Genomic DNA, 13,975 nt, shown 5'->3' on the forward strand with positions numbered 1-13,975 from the left:
TTGGCCACTGAGATGCTGCGAATCCAATTCCGCCTGCACAGCAGGCTGCTGTGCAGAGCGGTCTTTCACGCGATCAGTGTCAGCTCAGGTGCGGTTGCCTCATGTGAGAGACTCGCGACGGTCAGCATTGACGGGACGTTTCGGTATCAACGCTCGATCACGTGCGTTTGATCCACCGCGAGGGGGCCGAGCTCAACACGTTCGCCATCGGGCCACTGGACAGTCACGTTTTTCACGTTGTCGGACTCACCGAGACCAAACGTCAGTGGCAATTCGACTTGGGAGAGGTAACTGCGTGTCGGCATGACTTGCTTTGACAGCACCTCATCTCCCACCGCGACTTCCACCCAGGCACCGATAGCGTCGCGGTTGCAAAGCTTTGCATCACCTACCAGTTTAATCCGCAACCAATGGTGCCCCAGCTCTTGATCATTGCGGAGCAGTCGTGGTGCACGCCCACTCGCTGTGATTAAAACGTCGAGATCGCCGTCGTCGTCGATGTCGGCAAAGGTAGCGCCACGGCCTGCCATTGGTTTGAGCAGATCGGGGCCGACCTGCGGTTCTCCCATCGCCAGGAACTCGGTGCCGAACTCGGGACCCGCATTCCAAAACAATTGTGGCGGCTGTTCATAATGTTGGCTTGGCTGGACCCGATTGATGTCTTCTTCCAAATGCCCATTGGCGCAGAATAAATCGAGGCGTCCATCGAGATCGAAGTCCAGATAGGCCAGCCCGAAGGTGAGCAGCAGTCGCGTACTCGGTCCCAACCCTGTCGAAAGTGCCTCATCGAAGAACTGCATCTGTCCGGCTTTGGTGACATACAGTGCGGTCATTTCGTTGGAAAAGTTTCCAATGGCAACGGCCATTGCACGACGGTCGCGGAACGACGTGACATCGATCCCCATCGCCCCGCGGGCGGCGCCGGTGGAATCAAATGCGATCCCGGCGAGCGCGCCCATTTCGGTGAAATGGCCATTCCCATCGTTGCGCAGCAGGAGATTCTGCACGGTGTCATTGGCCACGATCAAATCCAGCGTACCGTTGTTGTCAAAATCGCAGATCGCCAATCCCAGCGATTTCGAAAGGGGCACTCCTGTCGCTGGATTTCGAATCTGCACGCCCGAGGATTCCGAAACATCTGTGAATTTGCCATCGCCCTCGTTGCGATACAAATACGGGTAGGAACCTTCAAAATTCTGCGGACGTCCATAGGCGCGTCCTCCGCCGACAAGCTGAAAGCCCTGCGACTGGTCATACTCACGACTCCAGCTGACGTAGTTGCAAACGAACAAGTCCAGGTCACCATCGTTGTCAAAGTCAAACCAGCCCGTGCTACTACTCCAACGATCCTCATCACCACCGACGCCTGCGGCCGCAGTGACATCCTCGAACTTGCCATCACCGCGGTTGCGAAAGAGCCGGTTCTCGCCAACCGCCGTGATGAATACGTCGACGAGGCCATCGTTGTCAAAATCGCCAACCGCAGCTCCCATGCCGTAGAGCGGCACGTCGAGCCCCGAACCTGACGTGACGTCAATGAATTGTCCGCCTTCGTTACGGTACAGCGACGACGTGCCGGATCGGTCGCTGGCATCGTCCCACGGCCAATCTTTCGAATTGACCATGAGCAGGTCTTGATCACCGTCGCTGTCGAAATCAAAGAAAGCGGCACCACCACCCATCGTCTCCGGAAGCAGCTTGTCGCCGATCGCACCATTATTGTGCACGAAATCAATTCCAGCCTGCTCGGTGATGTCCGTAAACTTGGCTGTCGGCAATTCGACCGTCGGCAGTGCCCTCATCTCCACCGCAGCAAGTTCCGATTCACGCACCGGCAGGGCTGGCTCTGGACGTGATAATGCGTAGGCAACGGCTGCCCCTGCCACGACCAAACATCCCAAGACGATCAAGGAGCCCCGCATCGCACGGCCAATGGCCGCATCATCACGAAGCTCACTCTCATCGACTTCGTCGGGACCGCTCGCCCGATGGCGGTTCGAATCTTGAATCACCGCACGTTCCTTGACTCGTCGTTTACTGGACATCGTTGACCTCCTTTGGGGTATCCGTCGCGGTTGCTTGCGTTTCATTTATTTTCTCTTTCGACCCATCCTGCGGATCGTCCTGGCGGGCGGCTGGCAGGTCTCGGTTCAGGGAATACTTCACCACGGCTTCGGCTGCGTGGTTGGCGGCCGGATACTTTTCTCGGGCTAAACGAATCGCTCGGCCGGCGGCGTTGTCGTCAGGCTTGTACAGCTGGTGCAACTTGCGTTGCACTTCGGCCTGTTCATGGTCACCGAGTTTTTCGAAGAGCAGTTGTAAATTATGATGCGCGGACACGTCTTCAGGATCGATCGTCAGCGTCTTCTCGAACTGAGCGACGGCTTCGCGGAAGTACAGGATACTTTCCTCAGGACGTTGTTGACGCTCGCGGACGTTGCCGAGGTCAAACAGCGTCCGACCGAGGAGATTGATGACCACGATATCGATACTGAAGTCGAAACCGCGTTTCTGCATCTCGGCAGTGTTATCGTCCAGCACACTGCGCAGATTCTGCTCAGCTTCCTCGAGCCGGCCCTGTTGGGCGTTGACGTCGCCGGAGAGCCACGCCCAGGTCCAACGAGGGAAGCCTGCGGTGTCTTGGTACTCGGCAGCCCGCTGCAGCGCATCGACCGCTTCGTCCAGCCGTCCTTCCGAATTCAATACGCGTGCCAAGTTCAATGGCCCGTCGTAGCGACCGAGTTTCTCGACCTGCGTGAACGCCTCTTCGGCCTGCCGCAGTTCAGCCTTCCCCTTGAGCAACAACCCGATCCCATAATCGTTCCAACGCTGCCACTGGGGGATGTCGCGATCCGGATTCTGAACAGTCCGGTTAGCGTCAGCGTCTGCAGACTCAACCGGAAACTCAACCGTGTCGACGGCCATCGTCGTGATAGGCAGATTATTGACATATCTCTTGCCGGCTTCATACCCGCGGATCGGCTGGCCCAAATCCGCATTCGTTTTCGCGACAAAGTCCATGTACTCCGTGTCAAATTTGCGGTAAAGAAGTTTTAACTCGACCTGGATCGGCTCGGTCACATCGTCGGGCACTTCCAATTCAAAGTGAACCGTCTGGCCTGCGCCGGGGGGGATTTGATGGTTGTACAGAGGCGTGAAAATGTTCTCGGGATTGCGTCGGCTGATCCGATTCCCATCTTTGTCGAGCATGAATACGTTAATGAAGTGCGACCAGGGGTCGACTTCATTGCCATTCTCGGGATCGATCATTCCGCTGCGTCCGATCACGCGATCTCCACTGGTAACATTCACCTGCAGCCAGACCTCGTTGCTATCGACCGTTCCCTGGGTAAAGAGGTGTCCCAGTTTGAGTGTGCGGACCACAGATTCAATCAGGTACCTTCCACCCGGTTTCATAGTAGGGACCTGCGGACGCAGCGGCGCAATCAACTCACCATCAATTTCCCCACCTTCGCGGATACCAAAGATGTCAACGCGTACGATGTCTTGCAGGTACTCCTGATGGATGGCGATGATGTCATCGCGATCTCGCAGCCAAGCGATGCCCGTATTGGCAGAAGGAAACATGTGATCGTGAACGCTCAACTCGGCGGCACCATCAAAATGTTTTGCGCCAAAGTCGTCCGAGGCGACTAGTGGCATGTGGCACTCGTTGCAATTATCAACTGCCTTGGGTGGATAATAAAAGCTTCTCGCGCCGTGGCCAGAGACACCACTGAACAGGTACGGATCGTAATGGTTTTGCCCTCTTAAAAACTCTTTGTATCCGTTGAGGGCCATCGGCAGATGCACTTTATGACAAGTCGAGCAAAATTCAGCAGTTTTGTGAAAGGGCTTCAGGAAGGTCTTCTTGTGAAATGACGGCTTGGCTTTGACGAGCTGGTTGTTGATCCACTGCAGCGCAGCATTTTCGCTGTTTGCAAATGGATAGTGCAGCGGCTCCTCGATGGTGTAGTCCGCGTTGCCTCGCACGCTGTTAACGTTCGTAATCGTGTGGCAGACTGTGCACGTGATGCCGGCTCGCGCGGTGGGGTGTTTGAGCATGTCAAATTCGGGGTCATCGAATGCACCCGAGAAAAACGGGACCGGATCGTGGCAGCCCGCGCACCACCGGGATGCTTGCACGGACCCATCTCGCTCAAGCGACATCGCTCGAGTGGCACTCACGCTCGCTAGATAGGGTTCGTTGTTAAAGGAGCTGAAGTGGTGGACGCTCTCCTGCCAATCCCGGTGGATATCAGCGTGGCATTTCAAGCAATAGTCGTCGTTCATCATCGCTTCAGCGGGAATGAAGTTGCCGCTGGCAGTACGAGCTAGTGATGGCTCAAAGTACTGCACGCCAGAGTCAGGTCCGATCGCGTTCCATTGCCGGGGGTCCTGCATCTGCAATACCACCATCACCGCGATAGCTGCGACCGCCACAGCGGCGAAACTCATTCCAATCCGCCACTTGATCCTGGGGCCTGCCAAACGGTGTAACCAGTACAGCCAGACGGCGGCCAGCGGGCAGGCCACATGCAACCAATACACGGTATTACGGGCCAAGGGCTGTTTAAGATCGAACCCACCGATGCGGACCAGTAAAATGCCCGTGACAAGAATTGCCATACTGACGCCCAGCAAAACATAACCAATCCTGACGGCGCGGCGGTTGCGGCGGTCCTTGGTATTCCACGTGTGCACCAAGCCAAAAATGACAAGCGGCAAAATCAGGAGCAGGCCAAGCACTAAGTGTGCTAGGAACATGTATTGGTAAAAGAAGTCTTGGTACGTCTTTCCACTAAACCATTCGAGGAATGTGAAAATCGAGAGATACCCAGAGTTGGCGAACAAGAGGGCAACGAGAACGAAAATAAAATAGAGCAGTTTGCGCAGTCGTGGCCCGACGGCGCGCACGTATTTCTTACGCGGCACCGGCGCAGCGGTACCCGTAGTGGAAACGGATGACATAGAAGGGTCCTAGTGAGATAAGTGAGAATGACAGCGCAGAATTACCAATGGATCACTGCTGCTTGGCGTGAGCGTCACCGCCCACATCGATCTCGGCATGGAGGTTCAGATCCACACCTCAGGAGCACAGAGAACGCAGGACTTCCAAACGAAAGGCGCGCCTCGTCCACGCACTGCGGCACCTCACCCGACGTGCATCGGATCGCCTCGCTTGAACCGCGAGCCCAACCAGGCCACGCGGGAGGTAGCGATTGGGCACCCCGTCCAACGAGCATCACGCGCGTGCGCTGAGTTGCAGATCACGTGACGCCGCAGTACAGCCTTCTCACTAAGACTGCGGAGGCCGCTCGATCCCCATTCGATAGCCATCCGGCAGAAACAACCTGTCGGCGACGAACCATTCGGCGTCGAGTAGGTCGGCCGCTACACCGGCCTGACGCAACCACGCCGCATCATGATGATGCCGCTCGACACTCGGACTTGCTGGTAACGGGCCAGGGTCGCGGGGTGACTGCCGACACTGGGGGCCGTGGCAGGGTGCCATCGGCGGAGGAGTCCGATCGGCACCCATGGTGTCCGTATCGCCGGGCGATGCCGCGTGCTGCAACCAATCACCACAACTCGCCTGAACCGACAGGGGCGTACACACCCCCAGCAAGACGGCAAAAAATACGGCGAGTGGGAAAAATCGCAACATCAACACGTGCTCAGGGACGACAGGACTCGCTATAAGCGTATTCGCTTCAGTGGTGGGAGTCAATCAACCGCAGCCATTTTGCACAAGATACCCCCCCGATGGAAAAGTAGAGTTCAGAGGCTGTGATGGATCGGCCGGCCGCTGCAGAAACCGCTAACGCGGTGACTGCCGGGCCCGTGACGCAGGCAGGTTCTTTGCGGGCACACGTCCCACCATGCCGCCCGCAAAGTGGATTAGATTAACAGCCTGTGCGCCGCCTTTCCTTTCCCGCTTCACCATGTGAGCCCTTGCTATGAAGTTATCTGCCATTACCCCTTATTCACTTCGAAATGCTCGTCCATTTCGGAATGTTTGGGCCCGCCGACACCTTGTCCTTGCCGGCCTCTTAATCTCCTGTCTCACATCGGCTGCAGCGGTGGCGGACGACGTGAAAGTGATGAGCTTCAACATTCGCTATGGGAGTGCGAAGGATGGCGAAAATCACTGGGAGAAACGCAAGACACTAGTCGCTGAGACTATCAAAGCATTTTCACCGGACCTGCTTGGTACGCAAGAAACGTTGGGGTTTCAGAAGCAATTCTTGGACGCTCATTTGCCCGCGTACACCAGTATCGGCGTGGGACGCGATGACGGTGGACAGGCCGGCGAAATGACCGCCATTTTTTTCCGTACCGAACGATTTGAACGGCTCGAAGAGGGACACTTTTGGCTTAGCGAAACCTCTGAGGTCGTCGGCAGCAAATCATGGGACAGTAGCCTGCCACGGATCTGTTCGTGGATCAAGCTTCGGGATCGTCAAAATGACGGACAACCGATCCTCTTCGTCAACACGCACTTCGATCATCGTGGGGTAGAGGCAAGGAAGGAGTCCGCAAAACTCCTGCGTGTCAAAATTGATGAACTCGGCCAAGGATTCGCTTGCATTGTAACGGGCGATTTCAACGCGTCCCCCGAAAGCGAACCGCATCGAATTCTGTTCGCCGGCCCGACGGATTCGCCAGCGGGAAGTATCCTACTGACCGACACGTTTGCAAAGACGCATCCCGATGCCGCCAACCGCGGAGCCACCTTCTCTGGATTTCGTCCGAACGTCTTGAAAGGGACCCGGATCGATTGGATCGGCGTCAGCAAGCAATGGCAAATTGAGGCCGCAGAAATTGATCGGACCGACTACGACGGGCAAACCCCGTCGGACCACTATCCGATCACCGCAACGCTCAAATGGGTCGAGTGATGCGGCGAATCGCATGTCGGAGCCACGCCGAGTCTGCGACCGATAGCCTCTGCAACGGACCACTCACCGGAGTCCGCGGTGAGTCACTCCTGCGATCGGCATCTCGCCGCCAGTCCGGCGTTCAAAGTTCAATTCCTGACTGGCCATCCCAGCGCACGAAGCCTTCGATGGCCGCGTACTCGGCGAGTCCCAAGGCGTCATATCGCCGGGCGGTCTCCGCATTGCGGGCTTCGGCACGCTGCCAGAACTCGCGTGCGTCGCTACCTGGGAAGAGGGCACGGTCTTTCTGAGATTGATGTTTGAAGATTGCCATGCGTTTGCGTTGGACCTCTTCGGGGCTCAACGGCACCGCCATCTCAATTTGATGGGGTGCCCATTCTTGCCATGCACCGCGGTACAACCAGACCGCGGCGGAGCTGTACCAGGGATCGTCCTGGCACCGTAAACAGGACTGCAGGATGACGGACAAACAGGTGCGGTGGGTGCCGTGCGGATCGGAGAGATCACCGGCCGCATAGATTTGATGCGGCTGGATGCGCTGCAGTAAGTCGATCGTGATTTTGAGATCTGCTTCCGATATCGGAGATTTCTTCACTCGGCCAGTTTGATAAAACGGCAGATCAAGGAAATGCAAATGCTCGTCAGCGACGCCACAACACCGCGCGCCCTCGCGCGCTTCACTACGTCGAATCAATCCCTTGATATTTTGGACTTGCTCACTATCGATCTGGCCCGCCTTCTTGTTCCGCAAAAACGTATCGACATGATCTGCAAGTTCGTCGAGTCCGGTTGGCCGCAAATCAAAACGACGACAGAAATCGTCAACGAACTCGGCGTAACGAAGTGCGTCCTCGTCGAAGACAGCGATATTGCCTGAAGTTTGATAGGCAACGTGCACCTCGTGGCCCTGATCAACCAATCGAATCAGCGTCCCCCCCATCGAGATAACGTCGTCGTCAGGATGGGGCGAAAACAAGACAATGCGTTTGGGGAAGATATCATCACGGTTACCAGGCCGATCGCCAACCTGTTTCGCATGGGCGGGCTTCCCGCCTGGCCAACCGGTGATCGTCGAATGGAGCTGGCGGAAGATTCTCAAGTTGATGTCATAGGCGCTACCATGGGCCGCAAGCAGGTCCTGCAACCCCTGCTCGTTGTAGTCGGCATCGGTCAATTTTAGGATTGCTTTGCCGGTCGCCTCAGACAGATCGATGACGGCGCGGCGAATCGTCGCTTCGTCCCACGCGACCTCCCCCAGTAACCATGGGCTTTGAACCCGCGTCAGATTCGATGCTGCTGCCGCATCGAGTAGCAATACCGTGGCAGGATGATCCTGCAGAAACGTCGAGGGCACACTGGAGCCAGCAAACCCTTCTACGGTGCGTTTGACAATATCCGCTTTGCCTTCACCGAATGCGAGCAAGAGAATCTGTTTCGCTTCGAGAATGGTCCCGACTCCCATCGTGAGCGCGTGACGCGGCACATTTTCAGCGCCAAAGAAATCACTCGCCGCATCCGTTCGTGTCACTTGATCGAGTGTGATCATCCGTGTCCGGCAACTACGGTCCGAACCGGGTTCGTTTACCCCGATGTGTCCCGCTCGGTTAATGCCGAGCAACTGCAGTGCGATCCCGCCCAGGTTCCGAATGGACTGTTCGAACTGGTGGCAGTGCGTCGCGATCTCGTCTCGGGGCAACGAACCGTCGAGCAAATGGATCTGATCAGCGGGGATATCGACGTGCTCGAACAAGTGCTCCTGCATGAACCTCGCGACGCTCTGCAACTCGTGCGGCTGCATCGGAAAATATTCATCCAGATTAAACGTAAATACATTGGCGAAGGACAGCGATTCTTCGCGATGCATCCGCACCAGTTCCTGATAGACGTTCACTGGCGATGACCCCGAGACGAGGCCGAGAACACAGGGACGGTCGTTCGCAGCGCACTGGCGAATCAATGCGGCAATTTCTTGCGCCGCCGCGATACTGGCGTCCGAAGCACGGTCAAAAATGCGGCAAGGAATTCGTTCGTTGGGATTGACAATCATAGTCTGTCTGAGTGGTTGGCAATTTGAATGGATGCATCCGCTGCAGCTTGCTTCGCAACGAGCGCTGCACCGAGGATACCGGCATCGTTACCCAGCGATGCGAAATCCACAATCAGGTGCTTTCCAACTTGGGCCAGCGTTGTGTCTCGAACGGTCTGGCGAATCAGTTTCATGAATCGTGTTCCCGTCGGCGTGCCGGGACCTCCAAACGTCATCGCGCCGCCAAGCAACACCACCGCAGGATCGACCACTTGAGCCAACATGCCAATCCCCGCACCGACGTAGCTCGCCGTTTCGTCGATTACCGCCTGACAAATTGCGTTACCAGCGGCGGCTTGCTCAGCGATTTCACGGGGCGTGACATTTTGAGACGACAGACATTCGGGTACCGCCAACTGTGGTTGAGACGCATACGCCGCTCGCAATCTTGCAATCACACCGCCGGAACCGGCGTACGATTCGAGATGGCCCCGACTGCCACAGGTGCAGGGCAACGCATCCTCTCCAAACCGCACAGCGATATGGCCGAGTTCGCCCGCACACCCATGATCACCGCTATGCGGATGTCCGCCGACGACGACGCCACAACCGATTCCGGTACCGAGCGTCATCAACGCCAACGAGTGATTCCCCAGGCCTCGCCGCGAGTGTTCCGCCAGTGCCGCTGCATTGGCATCATTGACCACCATGGCCGGAACATGAGCGGCATCGGCCAACAGACGCAGCAGTGGTTGATCGAGCCAACCGGGCAGGTTCACGACCTCGCGCAGTGCCATCGCTGAGGTGTCAAGCACGCCGGGAACCGCCAACCCAACACCATTCAAAGTTACGCCGCATCCGAGCAAGTTCAGTTGCTCAGCGGCAAATTCCATCGCGTGTTCAAACACTCGCTCCGGGGTTCCCAGGGCAGGTGTCGGTGCCGTCGACTGCGTGAGAAGCTGGCCGTCGTCACTCACCAAACCTAACTTGACATTGGTTCCACCTACATCAATACCGAGATAAACTGGCTGTCCCGCCTGTAACGTTTTGGGCCGTGTAATGGAGACGGTATGCTGGGACATCAGTAAAATAGCAGGTTAAGATAGGAAGCAGGCGTGACGAGTGCGTCATACTCTAACTAAAAGTGCCTCGAGAATGAACGAGCAGGTCGTGATATTTAACTGCGGATCTTTGAAGTGGATTTCGCTCGCCGTAGGGCTCATAGCGAGTTTTGCCTACCAACCGGTTTCCGCCGCAAAGCCTCATATCGTCTACATCAATGCCGACGACCTAGGGCTGATGGATGTGGGTTACAACGATCCGATCTTTCGGACCCCCAATATCGACCGCCTGGCAAAACAGGGAATGGTATTTACCGCTGCCTACGCACCGGCTGCCAATTGTGCACCGAGTCGCGCCTCCGTCCACAGCGGCCAGTGGACGCCTCGCCACGGCGTCTACACCGTCGGCACCTCAGAACGCGGCAAAGCAAAGACGCGCCGGCTGATTCCGACTGAAAATACTCAACTCTTGTCGCCGGATGTGCTCACCATGGCCGAGGCATTGAAAGCTGGCGGTTACCGAACGATTCACTTGGGTAAATACCATATTGGCAAGGATCCGCTGCAGGATGGATTCGACGTCAACGTAGGTGGTGATCAAAGCGGTAGCCCGTCGGGAGGCTATTATTCGCCATGGTCCAAGGGAGCGATGGCGAAGTGGACCCGTGAAGTGGACGACCACACGCACCGCGTGGACGTGTTCGCGAACGAAGCTGTTGAATTTATGGAAGAGAATCGCGGCGAGCCCATGTTCATTCATTTCTCACCGTATCTCGTTCACTCGCCGCTGACGCCAGTGCCCGAGTATGTCGATAACTATCAACGCAGTGGCATCGATGCCAAATATGGGTCCATGGTCGAAAAGATTGATGAGTCGATCGGGAAAGTGTTAGCGGCAATCGATCGACTTGATCTGACCGATTCAACTCTCGTCGTCTTTTCCTCCGACAACGGAGGCATCGCTGCGGTTCACTCTCAGAAACCGCTTCGAGGCGGGAAAGGGTCGTACTATGAAGGCGGTGTTCGCGAGCCATTCGTGATGCGCTGGCCCGGAAAAATCGCAGCTGGCACCACATGCGCCGAAGCCGTCAACACCATGGATCTCTATCCCACGTTTCTCGCAGCTGCTGAAGTCGATTCGCCCGCTCGCACCGTGCTCGATGGCGTGAGTCTGATGCCGCTGATGACGGGCTCGGGCCCTTGGGAACCGGTACCCCAGTACTGGCACTTCCCGGTTTACTTACAGAGCTACGATGGGCCACGAGATGACGCACGCGACCCACTCTTTCGCACCCGTCCCGGCTCGGCGATGCGGAGCGGAAAGTGGAAGCTGCACGAGTACTTCGAAGATGGTGCGTTGGAGCTCTATGATCTGAGCAACGATCCCGGCGAACGTCAAAACCTCGCAACCTCGATGCCAGAACAAACGGCTCAGCTACACGCTCAAATGGTGCAGTGGCGAGAACGCACCGGTGCTCCGGTGCCAACCCAAAAAAATCCCGCCTACGACGCCGAGTTCGAATCGCAAGCGATCCAGAAAGCGGAAACGCGTCAGTGACCGAGTCGCCTCGGGAACGCGAGCTTTTGCAGCAGACCGCGCAGTGGAGCTATTGAACGCCGTGGGCCGAGACGCGCGAGCGGCACGGCTAGCGACAATGCCCGGCTAGCGACACTGCCCGGCTAGCGACAATGCCTGGCTAGCGACAATGCCTGGTGCCTGACAGCACTCAATTCATCCTCAGCCCACCGATCGCGATCCGACGGATACACGATTCAACGAGCTGTGCGCGGGAAGCTCGCACGGAGATGCGTTGAACGACGCATAAAACGCCTATTCAGGAACGCGGAATCGATGCTTACCCTGCTTGGCGGCGCGGAGGGAAGCCATCGTGTCTTGTTCGACACCAGGATCACCTTGAGACTCCAACCAGCGATCCAACTCATCGCTCAACTCTTGTTGAATCTCCGAGGTGGAATCAGAACCGATCAAGTTTTGCATCTCGTAAGGGTCCGAGGCGGTGTGGTACAGCGTCTCAGCGGGGCGGCGTTGGTATCGCTGAACAAGGTCGTAAACACGCGGCTTGGTGGTGGAGTCCCAGACCCACGTTCGCCAGTAATTGCGAGCAACATGGACACTGGGCTCCGAACCCATGACGTGCTTCTCGATGTACAAATTGTCGGGGCTCAAATTGCGGATATAGCGATACTCTCCATTGCTGATCGAGCGAATTGGATAGGGAGGACCTTCCGGAACATTATTATGAACGCCGTAGACATAATCACGATGCTGATCGGTCTGACGCTGTAGCACCGGCAGGAAACTGATGCCGTCAAAATCAGCGGGGTCAACCTTTCCGCCTGCAGCGTCGATGAGAGTGGGTAGCACGTCGGCATACTGCACCAATGCGTCGGTGCGTTGGCCGGCGGGGATGACGCCCGGCCATCGAGCAATCAGCGCCGTATGCAGCCCCGTGCTCCAGTTCGTCCACTTGTTGCCGGGGAACTGTGAGCCCTGCTCAGACGAAAACAGCACAAGCGTATCATCGTCGTGGCCCGTCGCCTTCAACATCGCGAGCAATTCGCCAACCTGACCATCCATGTAGGTGATCTCGGCGAGGTACCGGGAGAATCCTTCCCGAGTCACCTTCGTATTGGCAATGTTGGGAGGTAGCTCGATGTCGGCAGGCGGGTAAACCGACGAGTCGCCCATCACCCAGGGTACGTGAGGATCAACGAGCGCAACGACCAGACAGAACGGCTCATCGTCGCGACGCGTCACGAACGACTTCGCTTCACTGATGTCATGTGCCATGGTGGGATCGCGAACGCAGTTGGGGTCGTACCCACCAACGGACTCAAACGGATACGCTTGATCCGGCTTGACATGCACCTTGCCGGCGATGCCAACGCGATAGCCGATCTCCCCCAAATAGTCGGGCATCGTCTGGATATCGTCGAAACTCGCGGAGTGGTTCCACGCACAGCCGTTTCGCATGGGGTACAGGCCCGAATAGAGTTCAGCACGACAAGGCTGGCACATCGCCTCGGCTAAATGTGCCTGGTTAAATACTAAACTCTCGCTGGCGAACTGATCCAGGTTGGGAGTGAGTGCGTTACGCCCACCGTAAATCGGTAAATCGTTGTAGGTGCAGTCATCCGCAAGGATGACCAGAATATTCGGCGGTGGAGCGGCAGACGCAGCGCCGGCAATCCAGGTCAAAAGGCCGAGGGCGGCGAACAATCGGAGCATGGTGGGGACACCTTGGAAATCGAAGGAAATGGGATCAACGAGCCATTCTAGCCGACTGCGGTGCACTTCCCTACCGTAGTTTACTATTGGAACGGCATTCGCTTTCTTAAGTCCAACGACACCATTTGACGGGCCGGAATGCCAAGCTGGCAGTCTTTCAGGGGTGTTCTCGTTGGGTTTGTCCGGCAGTGTCGTGCCCTCATGCAAGGTTTCAAAATGTTAATTCGCCTCTTCGCCCTATTCATCTGCGTCCCATTCATCGAGCTGGTCTTGTTGCTGCGGATGGCTGATGCCACGAGCTGGATGATGACGCTGACAATCGTGATCGTGACGGGCGTGATCGGCTCGCTGCTGGCTCGCCGGGAGGGACTAGCGGCGCTGATGCGATTCCGTGCAGCCCTCGCCTCCGGCCGCATGCCTGGCAGAGAAATTCAGGACGGGATGATGATTGCGTTCGCCGCAGCGTTGTTGCTCACGCCGGGGCTGCTGACCGATTCGCTTGGATTTTTCCTACTGACACCCTTTGGCCGTCGAACGGTGGGAGGTTTTTTGCGCAGACGCTACGCCGGCAGGTTCCAGATTCACACATCGGGTTTTCATCCTCAATCGCCATCGTCCCCCGATGTAGACCCCGCTTCGGCATCCGGCCAATGGAGGCCACACCCATCGGGCGGAGACCGGTTCACAATCGATGCCCCCAGTTTTGGTCCGAAGCAGGGCCAATCCCACTAGCCGA

General features: G+C 57.0%; 9 protein-coding genes. 3 read left to right on the forward strand and 6 right to left on the reverse strand.

Annotated features, from left to right (window positions below; genetic code table 11):
* Window positions 1-146: 146 nt before the first annotated feature.
* The 3 genes from Poly21_RS06845 to Poly21_RS06855 form a co-directional block, all read right to left on the reverse strand.
* Complete coding sequence (locus Poly21_RS06845) at window positions 147-2,045, reverse strand: CRTAC1 family protein (RefSeq protein ID WP_146406143.1); 1,899 nt, start codon at window positions 2,043-2,045, stop codon at window positions 147-149.
* Window positions 2,035-4,971, reverse strand: a complete 2,937-nt coding sequence (locus Poly21_RS06850; RefSeq protein ID WP_146406144.1) for a tetratricopeptide repeat protein — start codon at window positions 4,969-4,971, stop codon at window positions 2,035-2,037. Before Poly21_RS06850 ends, Poly21_RS06845 begins: the two co-directional genes overlap by 11 nt.
* A 328-nt stretch (window positions 4,972-5,299) precedes the next feature.
* Window positions 5,300-5,731 carry a hypothetical protein gene (locus tag Poly21_RS06855; RefSeq protein ID WP_302117918.1) on the reverse strand — a complete coding sequence of 144 codons (432 nt, stop codon included), beginning with the start codon at window positions 5,729-5,731 and terminating at the stop codon, window positions 5,300-5,302.
* A gap of 229 nt (window positions 5,732-5,960) precedes the next feature.
* On the opposite strand from Poly21_RS06855, the gene Poly21_RS06860 reads away from it, so the two are divergent.
* Window positions 5,961-6,902 carry an endonuclease/exonuclease/phosphatase family protein gene (locus Poly21_RS06860; RefSeq protein WP_146406146.1) on the forward strand — a complete coding sequence of 314 codons (942 nt, stop codon included), beginning with the start codon at window positions 5,961-5,963 and terminating at the stop codon, window positions 6,900-6,902.
* Between the two features lie 121 nt (window positions 6,903-7,023).
* Here Poly21_RS06860 and Poly21_RS06865 read toward each other — a convergent pair whose 3' ends face one another.
* Entirely contained in the window at window positions 7,024-8,949 is a 1,926-nt protein-coding gene (locus Poly21_RS06865) for a glucosamine-6-phosphate deaminase (protein ID WP_146406147.1), read from the reverse strand.
* Window positions 8,946-10,010, reverse strand: a complete 1,065-nt coding sequence (locus tag Poly21_RS06870) for an ROK family protein (protein WP_146406148.1) — start codon at window positions 10,008-10,010, stop codon at window positions 8,946-8,948. The genes Poly21_RS06865 and Poly21_RS06870 overlap by 4 nt, the downstream gene beginning before the upstream one ends.
* Window positions 10,011-10,083: 73 nt before the next feature.
* On the opposite strand from Poly21_RS06870, the gene Poly21_RS06875 reads away from it, so the two are divergent.
* Window positions 10,084-11,547, forward strand: a complete 1,464-nt coding sequence (locus Poly21_RS06875; protein ID WP_146406149.1) for a sulfatase — start codon at window positions 10,084-10,086, stop codon at window positions 11,545-11,547.
* 273 nt (window positions 11,548-11,820) lie between these two features.
* Here the strand turns inward: Poly21_RS06875 and Poly21_RS06880 are convergent, their stop codons facing one another.
* A complete protein-coding gene (locus Poly21_RS06880; protein WP_146406150.1) occupies window positions 11,821-13,239 on the reverse strand; it encodes a sulfatase family protein in 1,419 nt (472 codons plus the stop codon).
* Window positions 13,240-13,455: 216 nt separating this feature from the next.
* Here Poly21_RS06880 and Poly21_RS06885 point away from each other — a divergent pair, with 216 nt between their 5' ends.
* Window positions 13,456-13,971: an FxsA family protein gene (locus Poly21_RS06885; RefSeq protein WP_146406151.1), complete on the forward strand. Its 516-nt coding sequence runs from the start codon at window positions 13,456-13,458 to the stop codon at window positions 13,969-13,971.
* Window positions 13,972-13,975: the final 4 nt, after the last annotated feature.

The sequence above is a fragment of the Allorhodopirellula heiligendammensis genome, from assembly GCF_007860105.1.
GTDB lineage: Bacteria > Planctomycetota > Planctomycetia > Pirellulales > Pirellulaceae > Rhodopirellula > Rhodopirellula heiligendammensis.

What these genes read in the sequence shown, in the direction of transcription:
- Poly21_RS06845 (WP_146406143.1), bottom strand. Translation starts at nt 2,045, where the DNA reads ATGTCCAGTAAACGACGAGTCAAGGAACGTGCGGTGATTCAAGATTCG.
- Poly21_RS06875 (WP_146406149.1), top strand. Translation starts at nt 10,084, where the DNA reads ATGAACGAGCAGGTCGTGATATTTAACTGCGGATCTTTGAAGTGGATT.
- Poly21_RS06880 (WP_146406150.1), bottom strand. Translation starts at nt 13,239, where the DNA reads ATGCTCCGATTGTTCGCCGCCCTCGGCCTTTTGACCTGGATTGCCGGC.
- Poly21_RS06870 (WP_146406148.1), bottom strand. Translation starts at nt 10,010, where the DNA reads ATGTCCCAGCATACCGTCTCCATTACACGGCCCAAAACGTTACAGGCG.
- Poly21_RS06860 (WP_146406146.1), top strand. Translation starts at nt 5,961, where the DNA reads ATGAAGTTATCTGCCATTACCCCTTATTCACTTCGAAATGCTCGTCCA.
- Poly21_RS06865 (WP_146406147.1), bottom strand. Translation starts at nt 8,949, where the DNA reads ATGATTGTCAATCCCAACGAACGAATTCCTTGCCGCATTTTTGACCGT.
- Poly21_RS06885 (WP_146406151.1), top strand. Translation starts at nt 13,456, where the DNA reads ATGTTAATTCGCCTCTTCGCCCTATTCATCTGCGTCCCATTCATCGAG.
- Poly21_RS06850 (WP_146406144.1), bottom strand. Translation starts at nt 4,971, where the DNA reads ATGTCATCCGTTTCCACTACGGGTACCGCTGCGCCGGTGCCGCGTAAG.